Here is a 17,270-nt window from a genome sequence, read left to right as displayed (position 1 = left end):
ACCCCCAGAACAAGGGGCGGGCAGGCTCGGCCGGTCTTGCCCTGCAGGCGGCAGGGCTGACGGAGGGACAGGATGGCGGTGATCGTACGGCTACGCTGCGTGTACGACCCAGAACAGAGTTGCACACCTCTGCACCGCCCCCGCTAATAGACACGGTCGTTCACCTGCATGGCCTGCCCGGTGGGGTGCCGGCAGGTACCGGCGTGGCCCAGGTGCTGAGCGTGAGCCCTGGCTCTGCGGCGACCACTCCTGCGAAGGGGGATCCCAGGTTCGGGTGAGGCCGCCCCGGCGCGTCCCCTGCCGGGATGAGGCCGCTGGTGGTGAGGGCAGGGCCGAAGCGGTGGCGAAGCGCTCTACGGTGGACCGGCGGCTGCCGGTTTCGGTGAGAGCGCCGCAGGCTCGCGGACGGGCCTGACCGTCGCCTTCGCCCGGTCGCGGACAGCAGGCGCCCTTCGCGGCGCGGATGCCGGCGCGTCGGCGCCGACAGGCCAGTCTAGAAGCTGAGCAGGCCGATGGCGTGGCCGTCGTGGTCCACCACCGGCCACGCGTCCAGGCCGCGGGAGCGCATGGCGGCGGCCGCCTCGGCAGCGGGCATGTCGGCGGTGGCGAACGGCGCGCGGTCGAGAACGATGTCGCGCACAGGGGTGCGCTCGGTGTACCAGGACCGGGCCTGGAACGGCGCGAGGTGCAGGCGGGTCAGCAGCCCGGCGCAGCGGCCGTCCTCGTCGCGGACCAGGACGTGGCCGGCGCCGGAGCTCTGCAGGATGTCCATCGCCGCGTCGACCATGACATCGTCGCTGATCTGCAGCTCTGGGCGTTTCATGAGGTCGCCGACCGTGGCGGTGGTCGCGGGGCGTTCGAGGGTGGTGGTCATGGGCGGACTCCTTCGTGTCGCTTCCGCCGAGGCCGGCGGTGATCGGGGCAGTGGCGGTGGGACGGGTCGCCGGTGTCTGCCGGAGCGGGCCGCGACGCTGGTCCCGGGTTCCGCGCGCGGCCGTCGTGGGAACCGGGTGTCGCCCACCAGCGAACGTTGAGGCCCGGCCCGCAGCGCGAGCCGGGCCCGTCGGGGTGCTACGCGGCGAGGGCGACGCGCCTGGGTGCCGAGCTGCGGGAGCCGGTGGTGGTCTGCTGGTTGCGGGCGGCGGAGGCGGGGCGGCTGCGACGGTTACGGCTCGCGGATGCGCTGCGGCGCGGCCGTTCGACCACGGGGTCGGCGATCACGGTGGGGATGCCGGTGGGCACGCGGGCGCCGGTGATGCGGGCGAGCTCGTCGTCGCCGGCGCTGACCCGGCTGGTGGTGGGGGTGATGCCGGCGTGGGTCATCATGCGGGCCATCTCGCGTCGCTGGTTGGGCAGGACGAGGGTGACGACGGTGCCGGACTCCCCGGCCCGGGCGGTGCGCCCGCCCCGGTGCAGGTAGTCCTTGTGGTCGCTCGGCGGGTCCAGGTTGACGACCAGGTCGAGCCCGTCGACGTGGATGCCGCGGGCAGCGACGTTGGTCGCGATCAGCGCGGTGACCTGGCCGGTGCGGAACTGCTCGAGGGTGCGGGTGCGCTGGGGCTGGGACTTGCCGCCGTGCAGGGCGGCAGCCTTCACCCCGGTGGCGAGCAGGTCCTCGACGAGGCGGTCGGCGCCGTGCTTGGTGTCGATGAACATGATGACGCCGCCGTCGCGGGAGGCGATGTGCGCGATCGTGGCGTTCTTGTCGAAGTTCTGCACGTGCAGGACGTGGTGCTCCATGGTGCTGACGGTCGCGGCGGAGGGGTCCACCGAGTGCGTGACCGGGTCCTTGAGGAAACGCCGTACCAGACGGTCCACGTTGCGGTCCAGGGTCGCGGAGAACAGCATCGTCTGGCAGCCCTCTGCCACCTGGTCGAGCAGCTCGGTGACCTGCGGCAGGAAGCCCATGTCGGCCATCTGGTCAGCCTCGTCCAGGACGGTGACGGCGACCCCGTCGAGCTGGCAGTCGCCGCGCTGGATCAGGTCCTTGAGCCGGCCGGGGGTCGCCACCACGACCTCCGCCCCGCGGTTCAGCGCCTGGGCCTGGCGGCCGATGGACATCCCGCCGACCACGGTCGCCAGGCGCAGGCGCACCGCGTGGGCGTAAGGGGTAAGGGCCTCGGTGACCTGCTGGGCGAGTTCTCGGGTGGGGACCAGAACCAGGGCCAGCGGCCGGCGGGGTTCGGCCTTCTGTCCGGCGGTGCGCGCCAGGACCGCGAGGCCGAACGCGATGGTCTTGCCGGAGCCGGTGCGGCCCCGTCCGAGGACGTCGCGGCCGGCCAGCGAGTTCGGCAGCGTCGCGGCCTGAATCGGGAACGGCGAGGTGACGCCCTGACGGGTCAGCACCGACAGCAGCGCCTTCGGCATGTCCAGCTCGTCGAAGGACTCGACGGCCGGCAGCGCCGGGGTGGTGCTCACCGGCATCGCGAACTCGCCCTGCGGGGACGAGCCGTGACGGCTGCCCCGACCGGAGGAGCGCTGGCCGCCGGCAGGCCGGTCGCCGTAGAAGGAGCTGCCGCCGGAGCGGGACCCGGAGCCTGCGCCGCTTGCGGAGCGGAAGCCTGCGGCGGAGCGGGAGTTGGCGTTCTGGTACGAGGAGCGACTGGAGCGATTCATGCGAAACCTTCCTGGAGCGGCACGTCGCGAGGAAGCTCCGCAGCGCGGGGCGCCGGCAGGAGGTCGCAAGGGAACGGGCCGAAAGTGTGGAGAGCGGGGCGTGGACGGTAGAACCGTGCGGCACGTCACCTCAGGTCTGCGCTCACCGCAGAGGGCGGAAGCGCAGAACCTCGAACCGTGAGATGTCACGGCAGGGCGCCGATCCGCACGCGGCGCAGTGCGCCTCGCGTGGAGATGGGCGCCGGTGGCGGAGCCACGGGCCAGAACGGCCGGGAATGCGTGGTGGAGCAATGCCAAGGGGCCCGCACCGGGCATGTACGCGGTGCGGGCCCTCGCTGCTAGGCGGGTGCCTCGGCAGAAAAACTACAGCGGACGAATGTTCTCGGCCTGCGGGCCCTTCTGGCCCTGCGTGACGTCGAACTCGACCTTCTGGCCCTCGAGCAGCTCACGGAAGCCGTTGGCGTTGATGTTCGAGTAGTGGGCGAAGACGTCCGGGCCGCCACCCTCCTGCTCGATGAAGCCGAAGCCCTTTTCCGCGTTGAACCACTTCACAGTGCCATTAGCCATAAAGAAATCTCCTTCAAGGGGCTGTCCGAAACCCGCACAGCGCGCGCTTCGAGTCGCCGCGATGAGCACCCACCCGGGGAAGAGCCGGGAAACAGAAACGCGCCTGCGAAACATCAGCAGGCGCACACAAGTTCATGGGAACCACTACTGCAACTAAGGTGACTCTAGCAGGCCCAGGCCCCCCGCGGGCGGAATTTCACCCCCGGTTCTGCGGGGCCCCTTCCCCGGGGCCGCCGGCTGCGAGGCGACAGGACCGTCAACACGCATGGATAGCAGCCCGGTTGAGCATGCACCCCCACCACTTCGGCGCCGACTACCCGCCCTCCCCAGGAGGGCGGGTCGCGCGGGCGCCGAGCGCCCGCCGTCGCCGCGACAGCCCCGCAAAAGCGACGCACCCCTGCCCACCGGCGCCATCCGGGGACGCGATGGACGGCGCACGCGGCATTCCTGTCACAACTCCGAGCTCGAATGCGCCGGAAAGACCCGCTCCCGCGATTTTCGGCGCATACTGCAGGAAATGACGAAATCTGCAGCAGTCCGCCGCCCCCTGCCCACCAGCCCCTTCAAGGCCCGGATCGAAGCACCGCGCAAGCACTTCACCGTCGGAGACCGCGTCACCCACGACCAGTACGGCCTCGGCCGGGCCATCGGCGTCGAAGGCGACAGCGAAATCGCGGTACTCGTCGACTTCGGATCGCAGCAGGCACGCATCACCCAGCCCTACACCGCCATGTTCAAACTCTGACCCAGGACGCACGCGCGGTTTGCAGCCGAGTTCGATGCACCACCCGCGGTGCGGACCCTGCCGTACGCCCCCTGGACCGTCGCGTCGGCGCGCTGTCCGGGGGACGCGCACCCCCGGGGCGGGTCGAACGGACACCCGCCGATCCGATCCCGGAGCGGTACCGGCGATGGCCGGAAAGTCATGTGACGAGCCGTCATTGATGGCCATCGGCGGGATGGGCGGGCGATAAACACTGCGTGTGGATGACAACACCTGTTTGAGTCCGTCTGTGCAATGCTCTCCCTCCGAGGGTTCGAGCCAGCACCGCCGCAGGCGGCCGGGCTCTCCGCCCGGCAGCATCCGGGGATCGGCGTGGTGCTGGATGGAGCCGGGCGAGGACCTGCTCGTCACCGCCGGCCCGCACGATCCGAGCACCGCCCCCACCCTCACGGCTGCTCCCACCTGCCCCACACCGCGGCGCAGCCGGCCGGCACGTCAGGTCGCCGCCGCGTAGCGCCCGGCCGAGCAGCCGATGGCAGGCCCGTTAGCCGCCATGGCCGCTGCCCCAGGCGCGTGGGGGCCCGGGAAGCCGTGTCCTATTCTGGGGTTCATGTCGAACCCTGACGGGCTGCTCGTCGACATCGCCGCGATGGTCGAGTCCGAGCACAGCAACCAGATGTCCCTGACCGTGGTGGTCCCCGGCGCGGTGATCACCGGCAGGCTCGCGCCGGTGACCCTGTGGTGGGAGCGGGTAGCGGAGGTCCTCCAGGCCTCGGAGCACCTGAAGCCGTTCGCCGCTCTCTTCGCCCCGACCGCGGACGGCCCGCCCCCACGGCCCACCCACCTGCATCTCCACCGGGCGAAGATCCTGCAGGGCGACTTCGCACTGCCCCACACCGGCGGCATGTACCGCATCGCCATCGAGGACGTCAGCAGCTGGACGATCGGCGACCTCAGCTACTCCGACACCTGAGAGCCCCGGCAGGCCGAACGACCGCCTGGCTTGGGTTCGACACCGACATCCCAGTTGTCGAGTACCGCGGCGAGGTGGGTGAGGAAGAGCACCGGGGCACCGGACCGGGGACCGAGTTCGCGGTAGGCGAAGGTCACTCCGTCGGCGGTGACGGTGCGGGTCGGTGCGCTGCGGTACGACGTCGCCCCGGCCTTCGTCTGCGTCGTTCATGGGGGTGCCCTACTTTCTTGGTCGTGGGTTCGAACTGGTCACTCGTAAGATCAGCGGAACCCAGGGGCTCTGGGTATGGCTGTCATCGGGTCGCCGTCAGATGGCTTGAAAGGCTTGGCCGCCCAGAGCCCCGCGACGACTCGACCGCCAATTGGGAGATGCGACTCGATCGCTGTGTAGGGCAACGTCGGCGAGGTCGTCTGCTGGGCAGAGGTAGCGCGACGAGCTGGCGGAGGTGACCGTGCCCCGGATATGGGCCGGAGTGGACATCGGCAAGGAACACCACCACTGCGTGGTGATCGACTCGGACGGCGGGCGGCTGCTGTCCCGCCGGGTCCTGAACGACGAGACCGCCCTGTTGGAACTGATCGGGGACGTCCTGGCCCTCGACACCGATGTTCTCTGGGCCGTCGACCTCAACCACGGCGGTGCCGCGCTGCTGATCGGACTGCTCCTTGGCCACGACCAGCCGATGGTCTACATCACCGGACTGACCGTGCACCGCGCCTCGGCCTCCTACCGAGGCGAGGGCAAGACCGACGCCAAGGACGCCTTCGTCATTGCCGACCAGGCCCGTATGCGCCGGGACCTGGGCCTGCTGCGGCCGGGCGACGAGGTCGCCGTCGACCTGCGCACGCTGACCGCTCACCGCACCGACCTGGTCTGCGACCGCACCCGTCAGATCAACCGGCTCCGTGCTCAACTGCTGGAGATCTTCCCGGCATTGGAGCGGGCGCTGGAGCTGACCAACAAGGGTCCGGTGGTGCTGCTGACGGGATACCAGACTCCGGCGGCGATCCGCCGCAGCGGAGCGAAACGGATCGAGACGTGGCTGCGCAACCGCAAAGTGCGCGGCGCCGCCGCACTCGCCAAGGTTGCGGTGGAGGCGGCCGAGGCCCAGCACACGGCACTGCCCGGCGAGAAGCTGGCCGCCTCGATGGTGGTTCGCCTCGCGAAGGGGGTGATGGCCCTGGACGAGGAGATCGCCGAGATCGACGCCCTGATCGAGGCCCGGTTCCACGAGCATCCGAACGCCGATGTGATCCTGAGCCTGCCCGGCATGGGCAAGCAGACGGGCGCCGTGTTCCTCGCCGCGACCGGCGGCGACATGGACGCTTTCGGCAGCGCGGATCGGCTTGCCGGATACGCCGGCCTGGCACCGGCTCCACGCGACTCCGGCCGCGTCAGCGGCAACCTGCGCCGGCCACGCCGCTTCCACCGCGGACTGCTCAACGCGATGTACCTCTCCGCGCTCTCCAGCCTGAAGAGCTGCCCGGCCTCGAAGGCGTACTACCAACGCAAGCGGGCCGAGGGGAAGGGCCATAAGCAGGCGCTGCTGGCGCTCGCGCGCCGCCGCGTCAATGTCCTGTGGGCCATGATCCGTGACGGAGCGTGCTACCAAGCCACACCACTTGCTACGACAGCGGCTTGACATCAGCATTGGGAAGCCTTTCGGGCTCGGATCCGGGAGTCCTTCGTCTGCGCGTAGGCGGGCTCCCGGGCCTGCCTGGCTGCGGGGGCGGTGTGCGGAGTCGACGGCCGGTTGCTTCGGCAGTGCGTGCGGCGCGCGCCCGTGGTCGAACTCGGCCTCACCGCATCGCGACGACGACCTTTCCGGCCTTGGCGCGGCCCTTCTCGGCGTACTCCATGGCTTCGCGGGTCTGGTCGAAGGGGAAGACGCGGTCGACGACGGGGCGGATCTCTCCGGCGTCGACGAGCCGGGTGAGTTCGCGCAGTTGGTCGCCGTTGGCCTTCATGAACAGGAACGAGTAGGTGACGCCGTGGCGCTTGGCGTGGTGCCGGGTCTTGAAGCTCAGGGCGTTCATCGCCTGCCGCAGGACCGGGTTCCCGCCGAGCTCGCGGGCGAAGTGCGCGTCAGGCGGCCCGGCGATGCTGATGACTTTCCCGCCGGGCTTGAGGACCCGCATGGACTTCTCCAGGGTCTCGCCGCCGAGGGTGTCCAGGACGACGTCGTAGCCGTCCAGGACCTGCTCGAAGTCCTGGGTGCGGTAGTCGATGACGACGTCCGCGCCGAGTTCCTTCACCAGGTCGGCGTTGGCCGCGCTCGCGGTGGTGGCCACGTGCGCGCCCAGGTGCCTGGCCAGCTGGAGGGCGATGGTGCCCACTCCGCCGGAGCCCGCGTGGATCAGGACTTTCTGGCCCGGCCGGACCCGCGCCTTCTCGACCAGCGCCTGCCAGGAGGTGAGGGCGACCAGCGGGAGGGAGGCGGCCTGCGCCATGGTGAGGGCGGCGGGCTTGGGGGCCAGGTCGTCCTGGTGGACGGCGATGAGTTCGGCGAAGGTGCCGATGCGGTCCTTGTCGGGCCGGGCGTAGACCTCGTCGCCCACCGCGAACCGGGTGACCGCCGAGCCGACCCGGACCACCACACCGGCGAGGTCGTTGCCCAGGACGAGGGGGAGGCGGTACGGCAGGATCCTCTTGAAGGCACCGTCGCGGATCTTGAAGTCCAGCGGGTTGACGCTCGCCGCGTAGATCTCGACCAGGACATCCTCAGGGCCCGGCTGCGGGTCGGGTAGCTCGGCGGCGTGCACCGCGGACTGGTCGCCGTACTTCTCGATCAGGTAGGTCTTCATCTCTCCGGCTCCGTGTCCCGTCCGCACCGGGACGGGATCTCCGCTCGCTTCCGAGCCTGGCCCGGTACGAGCCAGTTTCTGGTACTCACTACTGGTTCACGGCGCCCCACGCCGATGCGGCCGAGCGCGTCTCACGCCGCGTTCGGCGATGCGGCCAGGCTCCGCTTGACGTACCGGGCGGTCTCGTCGGCGAGGATCTCGGGCAGGCCCGCCTCGACGGCGGACAGGGCCTGGGCGGCGACCTCGGCGGGGTCGGCCTTCTGGTCGGCGGGAACGCCGGCGGCCATGTCGGTGTCCATGTACCCGACGTGCAGCGCCGTCACGGTGATGCCACGGGGCGCCAGTTCCTCCCGGGCCGCGCCGGTCAGTGCCCATGCCGCCGCCTTCGCCGCGGCGTAGCCGCCGAGGCCGGCCGGGTGCAGCCAGGACAGGACCGACAGCACGTTGAGCACGGCGCCGCCGCCGTTGGACTCGATGACCGGGGTGAAAGCCCGCGTCACGGCGAGCGGGCCGAAGAAGTTCACCTCCATCTCCAGGCGCACCGCGTCGATGTCGCCCGCGATCAGGGGCGTGCCGGTGGAGATGCCGGCGTTGTTGACCAGCAGCGTCGCGTCGGTGGCGGTGCGGGCCGCCGCCCGGATGGACTCCGCGTCCGTCACGTCCAGCCGCAGCGGGACGGCACCCGGGATGTCCACCGTCTCGGGGCGGCGGGCCGCCGCGTACACCTTGGCCCCGCGCTCCACGAGCTGGGCGGCCAGATGCCGCCCGAGCCCCCGGTTGGCGCCGGTGACCACCGCGACCGCGTCCTTCAGTTCCATGAGCACTCCCAGCGTCGCGGATGGCAGTCGGCCACCCGTAATAGATTGCATCCAACATCTAAATTGGAGTCTAGAATAGATTTGACTTAACATCCAACTGGGAGGGCGACCGATGGGCCGCGTATCGCAGGCACAGGCACGGGACAACCGCCGACGGGTCGTGGAGACCGCCTCCCGGCTCTTTCGGGAACAGGGCACCCACGTCAGCGTCGCCGACCTCATGAAGGCCTCCGGCCTGACCCACGGCGGCTTCTACAAGCAGTTCGCCTCCAAGGAGGCGCTCGTCGACGAAGCCACCGCCCACGCCTTCGCCGAACTCACCCGGCACCACAAGGACGGGCTCGACCAGCACGCCGGACAGCGCGACGCCGCCCAGCGGGCGCTGATCGACGCCTACCTATCCACCGAGCACCGCGACAGCGCCGCGGACGGCTGCCCCGCCGCCGCACTCGCCGGCGACATGGCCCGCGACGGCGGAGACAGTGAGGCCCGCCGTGTCTACACCCAGGGAGTGGGCGACTTCGCCGACTGGCTCGCCACCAAGGACCAGGACGGCATCGCCCGGCTGTGCACCATGGTCGGCGCACTCGTCCTGTCCCGGGCCACCAAGGGCTCCCCGCTCTCCGAAGAGATCCTCACCATCGCTCGCGAGGCGCTGACGGCCACCAACTGACGAGAGACACGGTGCAGGGCGGCACGCCGCAGGAAGGGCGCGTCGCTCCGCACCCTGTCGTCATCCACTTCTCGCGAACGGCTCTCCCGGGTTGCCTCTCGCTTTCGCACGCCCGATCTCCCTGACCGCCTCCGAGCGTGAGCGGCTGAAGAAGATGGCTTACGGCCACACGACCGAGCACCGGCTGCGCCAGCGCGCCCAGATCGTAGCCGCACCGGGCGGCGACTTCGACCATGACCGGGTGGGCGGGTTTGCCGACGTGCCAGTCCCGCAGGCCTGCGGAGCGGACCTCGACCGCCTGGCCGCCGTGCTTGGCGAGGACGGCGGAGGCGAGGCCGGTCGCATCTTGCCCGCGTGGATGTCGCGGCGCACCCCAGCGCGTGGAGGCCGACGCTGGCCGGAGAGAGCGGCCCGGCGCCGGCCGCCCTGCCACGCTGTGTGGCCGGGTGGCCGGCGCCGGTAGTGCCGCCCTGGTCAGGCCGCGATCGTGAGGTCGGCGCGGCCGAACAGGAGCGCGTAGCCGCGGGGCAGGTGGGTGAGGAGGCGATCGGTGAGTCGGTCGCCGACGAGGTCGGTGAGGGCGGCCAGGACGGAGGAGACGTCCCAGCGGGCGCCGGTGAGGCTGGTGTTCAGGGTTCGGGCGACGGCTTCGACGAAGGCGGGTGCGGCGACGGGTTCGGGCAGCGGGATCTGCGAGGCGAAGACGGCGCAGACCCGCTCCGGCAGGGCTGCGGCGAGGTCGCAGCGTTCCTCGCCGGTGAGCTGGCTTCCAAGGGCGGCCAGGACGGCGTGGAGGACGCGTTCGGCTTCCTCGTCGCTGGTGTAGCGGCCGAGGGTGCGGACCTGCTGGAGAAGGAGGCGGTACCGGGTCATGACGGTGGCCTTTTCCGGGCGGGCCGGCCGGGCGGTTGCGGCGCGGACGGGTTCAGGGGCGGTGGCCGGGCTGGGGACGGCCGAACAGGAGGTCGTAGCCGGGGGGCAGCTGGCAGGACGCGCTCGGTGAGCTCGTCGCCGGCGGCATCGGCCGCCGTGCTGAGGACCACGCCGATGTCCCACAGGGCGGTGGTTTCGGTGGCGCCCTCGATCCAGGCCGCGGTCGCGCGCACGAACCTGTCCGGGCTGAGCGGCTCGGCGGCCTGCAACGGGGTTGAGCAGGATCAGGGCAAGGGTCTCCGGCAGGCGGGCGGCCAGCTCGGCGCGCACATTGCCGACCAGGTGGGCGCCGAGCAGGGCCAGGACGACGCGCGCCCCCCGCTCGGCCTTCTGGGGCCTGTCGCACTCACCGCGCTCCCGGACCTTCTCCAGGAACACCTCCCATCGAAGAGTCACGGTTTCTCCTCCCTTCTTCCCAGGGCGTCGGCGCGAACGCCGTCGGTGCCCGGTCAGGGCTCGGCGGTCAGGCGCCGGTGCAGACCCGTGAGCTTGAGCAGCCGCACCACGCGGCGGCCGGCCCCGCGCAGGACCAGGCGCCCACCGCACTGGTCGGCCTGGTTGCGGGCCTGGACCAGAGCGCCCAGGCCCGCGCAGTTGCATGAACGTCAGCTCCGACACTTCGAGCGCCATCTCCCGGTGCGCCTTGAGCGCGGCGGTCAGAGCGCGGTGCAGCGAGGGGGCGGTGTCGAGGTCGATCTCGCCGCTGGCCCTGACCACGGCGGGCGCTGGCCCTGACCACGGCGGGCGCTGGCCCTGGTCGCTCGGGCCAGCGCAGCGTGGCGTGGCGGGGACCGCGGGCCGGGCGGGCTGGCCGGCTGGGGGGTGGCCGTCCCGCAGGGCCCGGGGGTTGGCGGTGCGGGACGGCGCTCCGGGGATCCGGTCAGGCCTGGATCTGCTTGCGGCTGCCGCTCTGGCTGATCTCGATCTTGCGGGGCTTGGCCTTCTCCGCGACCGGGATCTTCAGGGTCAGTACGCCGGCGTCGTAGTCGGCGCTGATCCCCGCGGGGTCGAGGGTGTCGGAGAGCATGACCTGGCGGGAGAAGACGCCGAGCGGGCGCTCGGACAGTTCCCACTTCACATCCTCGCCCTCGCGGCGGGGACGGCGCTCGGCCTTGACGGTCAGCATGTTCCGCTCGACGTCGATGTCGATCGCCTCAGGGTCCACACCCGGCAGGTCGAAGCAGATCACGTACTCGTCGCCGGTGCGGTAGGCGTCCAGCGGCATCGGGGTCGGACGTGACCAGGTGCCGGTCGTGCTCAGGAACTGCTGGGCCAGTCGGTCCAGCTCACGAAAGGGGTCGGTGCGCATCAGCATGGAAAACACCTCCAGGTGGTCGGGCTGTGGGAGCCAGTGCGCTTCACCTGAATCCGTTCTAACATGTCATCCATCCGATGACAAATGTCTGAGTCGCTGAAGGAGTGACACCATGGGAAAGCGGTCCGACGCGCCCGCCACCGACGGCAGCCCACCGACGGGACCGGCGTCCTTCCTCGCCGCCGCCGCCGCGCTCGCCGCCATCGACGACGCCGTCCGCACCGCCCAGAACACCGGGCGGCCCACCGCCCCGCCCGATGCCGGCGCACCGGACGAGAGCCCGGAGCCGGCCCTGGCCGCGCTGGTGCTGCTACGCGAGCTGCGCACCCAGCTCGCAGGCTGGGAAGCGGGCCTGGTGGAGACCGCCCGCGCCGGCGGCGCCACCTGGGCCGACCTCGCCCAGCCCATGGGCGTCGCCAGCCGCCAGGCCGCCGAGAACCGCTACCTCCGCCTCAGGCCCGCCAGCAGCAGACCCGAAGTGGCCGCGACCGGGGCAGAGCGCGTCAAGGCGGTACGCGACCGCCGGGCCGCAGAGCGCGCCGTCACCACCTGGGCCCGCGACAACGCCGCCGACCTGCGCGTCCTCGCCGCCCAGATCACCGCCGCACCCGGCCTCACACCCCGGGCCCGCCCCGCACTGACCGCGCTCACCACTGCCCTCGGCGCCCCCGACCCGGCCACCCTGATAGCGCCACTCACCGGCATGCGACCCCACCTAACCCCCGCCCACCCCGACCTCGCATCCCGCCTCGACAACCTCACCCAACACACCGAACGCCTCCGCCATGACAGCGACCAACGACGCACCTGAACCCATCACCGCCGAAGACCGCTGGCAGCACATCGAAGACCGACTCGCCGCCATCGAACGCCGCATCCGCGAGCACAGCAGCTCCGCCATCGCCACCATCGACGCCTGCCTGGCCAGACTCGACGCGCTCCGCCACGACCTGGCCCGCGAGCCACACGCCGTCCCCACGCCCGCGGCTTCTCCGGCTCGTCCCGCCGCAACCAGCGCGACCCCCACGGAGAACCCCTCCGTCCCGGCCGGCCACCGGCACGCACCGGCCGACCCGGACGCACCGCGGCACGGCCCGGCAGTCGGCCACCAGGCAGCCGTCCGGGTACCCGCGTGACAGAGAAACCCGGCGGGGCGGCGCAGCCGAGTGCACGCCCGGTCGCACGTACGATTCCAGGCCGGGGGCAAGCAGAAGACCTTCGAAATACCCCGACCGTCTTATCCGGGCGCAGCGGGCGCTCACGGCCGCGCAGGCCGAGCGCCGCGCCTTCCTCGCCCCGCTGCCGTCGTGGAGCGGTGATCTGGAGGCCGCCAGGCGCGGCCTGAGCGAGGAGCAGCCGGCGGCCTCCGGCCGGCTGGAGGAGGCCGAGCGGCAGGCCGCTCTGGCCGTGTGGGCGGACGAGTACTGGGCCGGCGAGGTGTCCGCCTTCTCCAGGTCGGCGGACAGCTGCATTGATTCGGCGGCGTTGCGGGCCAGGCGCTTCGTCTCGCGCACGCGGGTCGCCACCGCGTTCGCGGCGATGTGGGTCGCTGCGCGGGGGCCGTGCGCCACCGCTTCAGCGGTAGCGCCGGCCGGTGGTGCTCACACGTCGCTGTCTTGCCCCGCGGGGCGACGCAGTTGTTCGTTGAGGCGCAGGGCTTCCTCGAGTTGGTCTTCGAGGATGACGATGCGGCAGGCGGCGTCGATCGGGGTGCCCTGGTCGACGAGGTCGCGGGCGCGCATCGCGATGCGCAGCTGGTAGCGGGAGTAGCGGCGGTGTCCGCCCTCCGAGCGTAGTGGGGTGATGAGGCCGTGTTCGCCGAGGGCGCGTAGGAAGCCGGGGGTGGTGCGGGTCATCTCGGCGGCGCGGCCCATGGTGTAGGCGGGGTAGTCGTCGTCGTCGAAGGAGTCGGGGGTGTCGGGGGTGTGGGGCCTGTCGGTCGTCGTAGTCACTGCACCTCTCTTGGTTCCTGGGGAACGCGTCGAGGGGCCCCGGCGCCGTAGTGGCTCCGGGGCCCCGAAGGGGAACAACACCATCTACCGGCCTGGGCCGGGTTTCGTGTTCCGCACTGCCCCGGGGGTGGGGGTGTGCGGGGATCGCGTATGCGTGACCGGAAACCACCGTCCTCGTACTCAAAAGGGGGTCTGCGGTGTCCGCCCGGGCGATTACCTACCTCACGGGCCGGGCGATCCTGATGGCGCTCTGTCCCTCCGTTTCATCCTCTGTACTGATCGGGATGTGCGAACTGCTCGGTGCTGCTCACACGGGTACTTCTCGGTACTGCTGAACTTCAACCACCTGGTACTGCTGTGGCGGCCCTGACGGGCCGTCCGGTCCGGCAGTCAGCCCCGTCGCCCGTCCTGCTCACCTGCTTGGCTTGGAACCCCACTGCCGAACTCCCAGCACGCGCGCCCGCAGCCCTGGCACCTTTACTGGGATACCGCGTACCGCGACTGCCGGTACCGCTCAACTCGACTTCACCTACTGGTACTGCATCTGCACTTGCCGCGGTACCGCTCGCCGGTGGCCCCTGATACCTGCGGGCCACCCGGCCCGGCCGCCAGCCCCGTCGCCGTCGTGCACCTGCTCTGGCTCCGGAACTCCACTGCCGTGCCGTTGTTCGCGTCACTGCTTCACGCCCACCAGCCCGGCGTGTCCTGCGTCCTGCTGAACTGCGGTACTGCTTCGTGGCGGGCCCCTGATACCTGCGGGCCGCCCGGCCCGGCCGTCGGTCCTGTCGCCTTACTGCACCAACCTGGCTTCGGGACCCCACAACCGTGCCGACCTGCGAAATTCGGTACTGCGTCCCGCCAGTTCGTGTCTGGCGGGTACCGCTTGACTGCGCCTGCGAGAGAAACACTAACCACAGCCCCGGGCAATGTCTACTCTGGCCAGCACAGATTTTTCGGTTCGCCAGGGGAAGGTAGTCTTCGCCCCGCAACGGCGCGGACCAAGCACCCCGCGGCCCGCAACGATGAGCGGCACCACGAAGGAGAGGCGACCGGTGGAAGGGCCACAGGCCGAGCCCGCAGTGCGCGCAGCCGCGCCGCACACCCAGGCGTCGCTGCTGGCCGCCATCACCGAAGCCGTCCGCGACCGGGACCAGCGGGGCCTGCGCCGGCTACTGGCCCGCTTCGCCGAACAGGCCACCATCACCGAGCTACGCGCCCTGCGCGACGCGCTCGACCCCCGCCGCAGCCGACGGCCGGGCCCCCGGTAGCCGGCCGGGGCACAACCCCGCCGCCACGGCGTACCGGGTGTCAGGTGGCGCGGACGGCGGCGTCACAGGTCAGACAGATGTCCCCGGTCCGGTCGGCGCGCCGAGTGGCGGGTCCATCCCGCCGCCGGGTTTGGTGCCGGAGTCGTCGGCTGCCACTGGGGCCGCGTGACCGAGGCTGGGCTGTCGTCCGTGGCGCGATCCGTCCAGCGCGAGGGGTGGCCGGGTGGCTCAGCTCTGTGGGCGGGCGGTGGCGGCGGCGTGCTCGCCGAGGGAGGTGAGGATGTCCAGGAGGGCGGCGAGGGGCTGGTACTCCGGGCGTACCGCCGGGGAGACGCCCTGGGACTTGAGGGTGTCCCAGATGCCCCGGACGTGCTGCAGCAGGGCCTCCCTGGCCTGGAACTGGGCGTCGTAGGCGGCCTGGTCGAGGAGTCCGAGACGCGCTCGGTCCAGCGTCTCCACCGCTTCGGCGATCCTCAGGCCGGCCCGGCGGATGTCCAGGTCCTCACTCATGCCCATCAGCGGTCTGCTCCCGTTCGGCCTGCGGCGTTCGATGTGCGGCCAAGCCTAGGCAGTGGCGGTCGGCGGCGGAGCGCGTTCGAACGGTCCGGGCCCGAGAGGGACGGGCCGAGTTCCCCGGCGTCGCCCGTCGCCGGGCCCGGGCGGCGGCCGCCAGACACGCGGGCGGCGCACCGGTCGGGGGGTGTCGACCGGTGCGCCGCGCACTGCCGTGACGGGCAGCATGGTGCCAATCCGCAGTCCCGACCGTAGGCCCCTGCTGCGGCTCGTGCCGATCGCCGCGCGGCCAGGCGCCGCCGAAACCACCCGGGAGAGCGAACGGGCACGGGCCCCCGCGGCTCCCGGCGGTCGGACCCGGGAGCCGCGGCACGTCGCGGTGCTACTGCGGGGTAGCCGCCGCCTTGGCCTTGCGGGCGGGCAGGTGGTCCTGGAGGCCGTTCCACTCGATCGTCTTCTCGTCGGCTCCGTGCTCGCGGGCGAACCGGAGCACCTCGTCCTGGCCGTGGACCGGCCGGCGGGACTTGGGGGAACCGTCGAACGGCTTGAGCTCCACCACCAGGCGGGCCGGGTCCGAGTGGTCCTCGGTCACGACGATCTTCTGGGCAGGCTTGTTCTTGTTCTTGCTCATGACGTCACGCTCGGCACAGACCCTGCCACTCTGCGCAGTCACGCCCGCTGAACGGGTGATCGCGGGCGGTCACCGCGCCGAGCACCCGTGGGCCCCGGTCCCCGGGGACACCGCGAGAAGACTCCGCCGGGGACTTCTCGAACTCCCCGACCAGGGGATCGGACCACACCCTGGAAAACCGGTTCCACGGTCCGTTCCGAATGGCTCCTCCAAGGCGCGGACCTGCTCACTCTTACCGAGGCAACACACTGAGCCCACCTCCCAACTGCAGGGCGGCCACGCGAGCGCGCGGGTGCCGCAGGTGGCTACACGCGGGCTGCGGCAGACGGGCGGTGGCGCGCAGCCGGCAGACCGCGATCAGGTCGGCGAGGGCGGCGGCGCGGTGGGCCTGGCGGGGGAGGGCGGGGACGTCGACCGGGGCGGGGAGCGCGAGCTCCGCCAGGTGGCGATGGTGAGAACGTAGCGGGCCGACTGAACCGGCGCCCCGCCGTACATCCGCACCGATGACGAGCCCCTTGCTCCTTCTCGCCTACAGCAGGCGCTGCCGCGATAGCCGAAGGTCCCGCCTTACCGCCCGGCAGGCGGGACCTGTGGGTCTGTGTCAGAGCCGGCCGCGGTAGCCGCCGCTCTCGGTACCGCGCTTCTCGATGAAGTGCTTGAACCGCTTCAGGTCGCCCTTCACCTGCCGGTCCAGGACGCCGACCAGGTCGGCGGCCTTCTCGGCCATTCCGCCCGGCTGGAAGTCCATTTCCATCATGACCCGGGTGTGCGTCGCGTCGATCGGCTCGAACCGCACCATGCCGGTCTGCTTGACGTCCCCGCTGGTTGTGCGCCAGGCGACGTGGTCATCCGGGACCTGGTCGACGATCTCGGTGTCGAACTCCCGCTTCACCCCGGCGACCTTCGTCTTCCAGTGGTTGTGCCGGTCGTCGATCTGGGTGATCTCCTCGACGCCCTACCATCGCCCGTGCGGCCGGCGAACCGACCCTGGTGGTTCTTGCGCGGCGCAGCGCGCCTTGATCACCCCGGGCCGGGGCCGGACGGGTGGCCGTGGCTGTCCTGCCAGGCGACGGCCCGCATCAGCTGCTCCTCGTCGAGGCCCGTCATCGCCACCACCCGCTCGTACATCTCCTCCTCGTCCAGCGGCCCGAGCAGGCGCACCGCCCTGGTGATCTGCCCGGCCCACAGCTCCTCCGTCACGAAGGGACGGCACCGGTAGGCGGCAGCGAGCCGCGCCAGGTGCGGCTCGCAGCACGCCCGCAGCAGCCGCTCCCCGTCGAGGCGGGAATCCACGGCCACCGCGGAGGAGTCCGGCACCCGAAGCACCACCAGATCCCTCACCGGGGCCAGCACCCCGCACAGGTCACACAGTTCCGGCCCGTCACCGGAACCGGTGCCCGCCTCGCCGTCGGAGCCGTCCATGACTCCGGTGTACGCCCCCGCCCCGGGCGGCGCGAGCCACAGCCGTCGAATGCCGACGCGC

Annotated in this window: 21 protein-coding genes and 2 pseudogenes; 8 read left to right on the top strand and 15 right to left on the bottom strand. The window is 71.5% G+C overall.

Going from position 1 to position 17,270, the window contains the following annotated elements:
- Positions 1 to 493: 493 nt before the first annotated feature.
- The 3 genes from OG871_RS37240 to OG871_RS37230 all read right to left on the bottom strand — a co-directional run bounded on the left by OG871_RS37240 (position 494) and on the right by OG871_RS37230 (position 3,183).
- Entirely contained in the window at positions 494 to 874 is a 381-nt protein-coding gene (locus OG871_RS37240) for a CBS domain-containing protein (protein WP_371502902.1), read from the bottom strand.
- A gap of 197 nt (positions 875 to 1,071) precedes the next feature.
- Positions 1,072 to 2,616, bottom strand: a complete 1,545-nt coding sequence (locus OG871_RS37235; protein ID WP_371502900.1) for a DEAD/DEAH box helicase — start codon at positions 2,614 to 2,616, stop codon at positions 1,072 to 1,074.
- A gap of 363 nt (positions 2,617 to 2,979) precedes the next feature.
- A complete protein-coding gene (locus tag OG871_RS37230; RefSeq protein WP_030918248.1) occupies positions 2,980 to 3,183 on the bottom strand; it encodes a cold-shock protein in 204 nt (67 codons plus the stop codon).
- A gap of 517 nt (positions 3,184 to 3,700) precedes the next feature.
- Here OG871_RS37230 and OG871_RS37225 point away from each other — a divergent pair.
- The 3 genes from OG871_RS37225 (at position 3,701) to OG871_RS37215 (ending at position 6,522) form a co-directional block, all read left to right on the top strand.
- Positions 3,701 to 3,928: a hypothetical protein gene (locus OG871_RS37225; RefSeq protein WP_371502899.1), complete on the top strand. Its 228-nt coding sequence runs from the start codon at positions 3,701 to 3,703 to the stop codon at positions 3,926 to 3,928.
- A gap of 589 nt (positions 3,929 to 4,517) precedes the next feature.
- Positions 4,518 to 4,880, top strand: a complete 363-nt coding sequence (locus tag OG871_RS37220; RefSeq protein ID WP_371502898.1) for a hypothetical protein — start codon at positions 4,518 to 4,520, stop codon at positions 4,878 to 4,880.
- A gap of 445 nt (positions 4,881 to 5,325) precedes the next feature.
- Entirely contained in the window at positions 5,326 to 6,522 is a 1,197-nt protein-coding gene (locus OG871_RS37215) for an IS110 family transposase (RefSeq protein ID WP_371502896.1), read from the top strand.
- Positions 6,523 to 6,679: 157 nt separating this feature from the next.
- Here OG871_RS37215 and OG871_RS37210 read toward each other — a convergent pair whose 3' ends face one another.
- Together OG871_RS37210 and OG871_RS37205 are read right to left on the bottom strand one after the other, a co-directional pair.
- Positions 6,680 to 7,684, bottom strand: coding sequence for an NADP-dependent oxidoreductase (locus OG871_RS37210; protein WP_371502895.1), 1,005 nt, complete (start codon positions 7,682 to 7,684; stop codon positions 6,680 to 6,682).
- 131 nt (positions 7,685 to 7,815) lie between these two features.
- Complete coding sequence (locus OG871_RS37205) at positions 7,816 to 8,502, bottom strand: SDR family oxidoreductase (protein WP_371502894.1); 687 nt, start codon at positions 8,500 to 8,502, stop codon at positions 7,816 to 7,818.
- A 112-nt stretch (positions 8,503 to 8,614) separates the two neighbouring features.
- On the opposite strand from OG871_RS37205, the gene OG871_RS37200 reads away from it, so the two are divergent.
- The gene (locus tag OG871_RS37200; RefSeq protein ID WP_371502892.1) at positions 8,615 to 9,175 is read left to right on the top strand and encodes a TetR/AcrR family transcriptional regulator; all 561 of its coding nucleotides are present in this window, start codon (positions 8,615 to 8,617) and stop codon (positions 9,173 to 9,175) included.
- Here OG871_RS37200 and OG871_RS37195 read toward each other — a convergent pair.
- The 5 genes and pseudogenes from OG871_RS37195 to OG871_RS37175 form a co-directional block, all read right to left on the bottom strand.
- Complete coding sequence (locus OG871_RS37195; RefSeq protein ID WP_371502891.1) at positions 9,138 to 9,608, bottom strand: hypothetical protein; 471 nt, start codon at positions 9,606 to 9,608, stop codon at positions 9,138 to 9,140. The two genes, OG871_RS37200 and OG871_RS37195, sit on opposite strands and share 38 nt — an antisense overlap.
- A gap of 41 nt (positions 9,609 to 9,649) precedes the next feature.
- The gene (locus OG871_RS37190) at positions 9,650 to 10,048 is read right to left on the bottom strand and encodes a DUF2267 domain-containing protein (protein ID WP_371502890.1); all 399 of its coding nucleotides are present in this window, start codon (positions 10,046 to 10,048) and stop codon (positions 9,650 to 9,652) included.
- A gap of 52 nt (positions 10,049 to 10,100) precedes the next feature.
- Positions 10,101 to 10,504 (bottom strand): annotated as a pseudogene (locus OG871_RS37185) (DUF2267 domain-containing protein).
- A 53-nt stretch (positions 10,505 to 10,557) separates the two neighbouring features.
- The gene (locus OG871_RS37180) at positions 10,558 to 10,683 is read right to left on the bottom strand and encodes a hypothetical protein (RefSeq protein WP_371503516.1); all 126 of its coding nucleotides are present in this window, start codon (positions 10,681 to 10,683) and stop codon (positions 10,558 to 10,560) included.
- A 305-nt stretch (positions 10,684 to 10,988) separates the two neighbouring features.
- The gene (locus tag OG871_RS37175; protein WP_371502888.1) at positions 10,989 to 11,423 is read right to left on the bottom strand and encodes an Hsp20/alpha crystallin family protein; all 435 of its coding nucleotides are present in this window, start codon (positions 11,421 to 11,423) and stop codon (positions 10,989 to 10,991) included.
- 112 nt (positions 11,424 to 11,535) lie between these two features.
- On the opposite strand from OG871_RS37175, the gene OG871_RS37170 reads away from it, so the two are divergent.
- Together OG871_RS37170 and OG871_RS37165 are read left to right on the top strand one after the other, a co-directional pair.
- On the top strand, positions 11,536 to 12,234 hold the full coding sequence (locus OG871_RS37170) for a hypothetical protein (RefSeq protein ID WP_371502886.1): 699 nt from the start codon (positions 11,536 to 11,538) through the stop codon (positions 12,232 to 12,234).
- Positions 12,209 to 12,559, top strand: a complete 351-nt coding sequence (locus OG871_RS37165; RefSeq protein ID WP_371502884.1) for a hypothetical protein — start codon at positions 12,209 to 12,211, stop codon at positions 12,557 to 12,559. Before OG871_RS37170 ends, OG871_RS37165 begins: the two co-directional genes overlap by 26 nt.
- Before the next feature lie 465 nt (positions 12,560 to 13,024).
- On the opposite strand, the gene OG871_RS37160 is transcribed toward OG871_RS37165, so the two are convergent.
- Positions 13,025 to 13,297, bottom strand: a complete 273-nt coding sequence (locus tag OG871_RS37160) for a MerR family transcriptional regulator (RefSeq protein WP_371503515.1) — start codon at positions 13,295 to 13,297, stop codon at positions 13,025 to 13,027.
- Between the two features lie 1,130 nt (positions 13,298 to 14,427).
- Between OG871_RS37160 and OG871_RS37155 the strand changes: the two genes are divergently transcribed.
- The gene (locus OG871_RS37155) at positions 14,428 to 14,643 is read left to right on the top strand and encodes a hypothetical protein (RefSeq protein ID WP_371493424.1); all 216 of its coding nucleotides are present in this window, start codon (positions 14,428 to 14,430) and stop codon (positions 14,641 to 14,643) included.
- A gap of 228 nt (positions 14,644 to 14,871) precedes the next feature.
- On the opposite strand, the gene OG871_RS37150 is transcribed toward OG871_RS37155, so the two are convergent.
- Positions 14,872 to 15,153 (bottom strand): hypothetical protein, encoded by a 282-nt coding sequence (locus OG871_RS37150; RefSeq protein ID WP_371502883.1) that lies wholly within the window; start codon positions 15,151 to 15,153, stop codon positions 14,872 to 14,874.
- Between the two features lie 385 nt (positions 15,154 to 15,538).
- Positions 15,539 to 15,787: a hypothetical protein gene (locus tag OG871_RS37145; RefSeq protein ID WP_371502881.1), complete on the bottom strand. Its 249-nt coding sequence runs from the start codon at positions 15,785 to 15,787 to the stop codon at positions 15,539 to 15,541.
- 301 nt (positions 15,788 to 16,088) lie between these two features.
- On the opposite strand from OG871_RS37145, the gene OG871_RS37140 reads away from it, so the two are divergent.
- Positions 16,089 to 16,250 carry a hypothetical protein gene (locus OG871_RS37140; RefSeq protein WP_371502880.1) on the top strand — a complete coding sequence of 54 codons (162 nt, stop codon included), beginning with the start codon at positions 16,089 to 16,091 and terminating at the stop codon, positions 16,248 to 16,250.
- Positions 16,251 to 16,388: 138 nt separating this feature from the next.
- Here the strand turns inward: OG871_RS37140 and OG871_RS37135 are convergent.
- Both OG871_RS37135 and OG871_RS37130 read right to left on the bottom strand, forming a co-directional pair.
- Positions 16,389 to 16,742, bottom strand: a pseudogene (locus tag OG871_RS37135) (SRPBCC family protein); the annotation flags it as partial.
- A gap of 65 nt (positions 16,743 to 16,807) precedes the next feature.
- Positions 16,808 to 17,209 carry a hypothetical protein gene (locus OG871_RS37130; RefSeq protein WP_371502878.1) on the bottom strand — a complete coding sequence of 134 codons (402 nt, stop codon included), beginning with the start codon at positions 17,207 to 17,209 and terminating at the stop codon, positions 16,808 to 16,810.
- Between the last annotated feature and the right edge of the window lie 61 nt (positions 17,210 to 17,270).

Source organism: Kitasatospora sp. NBC_00374 (genome assembly GCF_041434935.1).
GTDB lineage: Bacteria > Actinomycetota > Actinomycetes > Streptomycetales > Streptomycetaceae > Kitasatospora.
Note: the sequence above shows the minus strand (reverse complement) of the source record. Positions and strands in the feature narration are given on the sequence as shown.

Coding starts and splice junctions, on each gene's coding strand:
- OG871_RS37240 (WP_371502902.1), bottom strand. CDS start 874: ATGACCACCACCCTCGAACGCCCCGCGACCACCGCCACGGTCGGCGAC.
- OG871_RS37235 (WP_371502900.1), bottom strand. CDS start 2,616: ATGAATCGCTCCAGTCGCTCCTCGTACCAGAACGCCAACTCCCGCTCC.
- OG871_RS37230 (WP_030918248.1), bottom strand. CDS start 3,183: ATGGCTAATGGCACTGTGAAGTGGTTCAACGCGGAAAAGGGCTTCGGC.
- OG871_RS37225 (WP_371502899.1), top strand. CDS start 3,701: ATGACGAAATCTGCAGCAGTCCGCCGCCCCCTGCCCACCAGCCCCTTC.
- OG871_RS37220 (WP_371502898.1), top strand. CDS start 4,518: ATGTCGAACCCTGACGGGCTGCTCGTCGACATCGCCGCGATGGTCGAG.
- OG871_RS37210 (WP_371502895.1), bottom strand. CDS start 7,684: ATGAAGACCTACCTGATCGAGAAGTACGGCGACCAGTCCGCGGTGCAC.
- OG871_RS37205 (WP_371502894.1), bottom strand. CDS start 8,502: ATGGAACTGAAGGACGCGGTCGCGGTGGTCACCGGCGCCAACCGGGGG.
- OG871_RS37200 (WP_371502892.1), top strand. CDS start 8,615: ATGGGCCGCGTATCGCAGGCACAGGCACGGGACAACCGCCGACGGGTC.
- OG871_RS37190 (WP_371502890.1), bottom strand. CDS start 10,048: ATGACCCGGTACCGCCTCCTTCTCCAGCAGGTCCGCACCCTCGGCCGC.
- OG871_RS37175 (WP_371502888.1), bottom strand. CDS start 11,423: ATGCTGATGCGCACCGACCCCTTTCGTGAGCTGGACCGACTGGCCCAG.
- OG871_RS37170 (WP_371502886.1), top strand. CDS start 11,536: ATGGGAAAGCGGTCCGACGCGCCCGCCACCGACGGCAGCCCACCGACG.
- OG871_RS37165 (WP_371502884.1), top strand. CDS start 12,209: ATGACAGCGACCAACGACGCACCTGAACCCATCACCGCCGAAGACCGC.
- OG871_RS37160 (WP_371503515.1), bottom strand. CDS start 13,297: ATGGGCCGCGCCGCCGAGATGACCCGCACCACCCCCGGCTTCCTACGC.
- OG871_RS37150 (WP_371502883.1), bottom strand. CDS start 15,153: ATGAGTGAGGACCTGGACATCCGCCGGGCCGGCCTGAGGATCGCCGAA.
- OG871_RS37145 (WP_371502881.1), bottom strand. CDS start 15,787: ATGAGCAAGAACAAGAACAAGCCTGCCCAGAAGATCGTCGTGACCGAG.
- OG871_RS37130 (WP_371502878.1), bottom strand. CDS start 17,209: ATGGACGGCTCCGACGGCGAGGCGGGCACCGGTTCCGGTGACGGGCCG.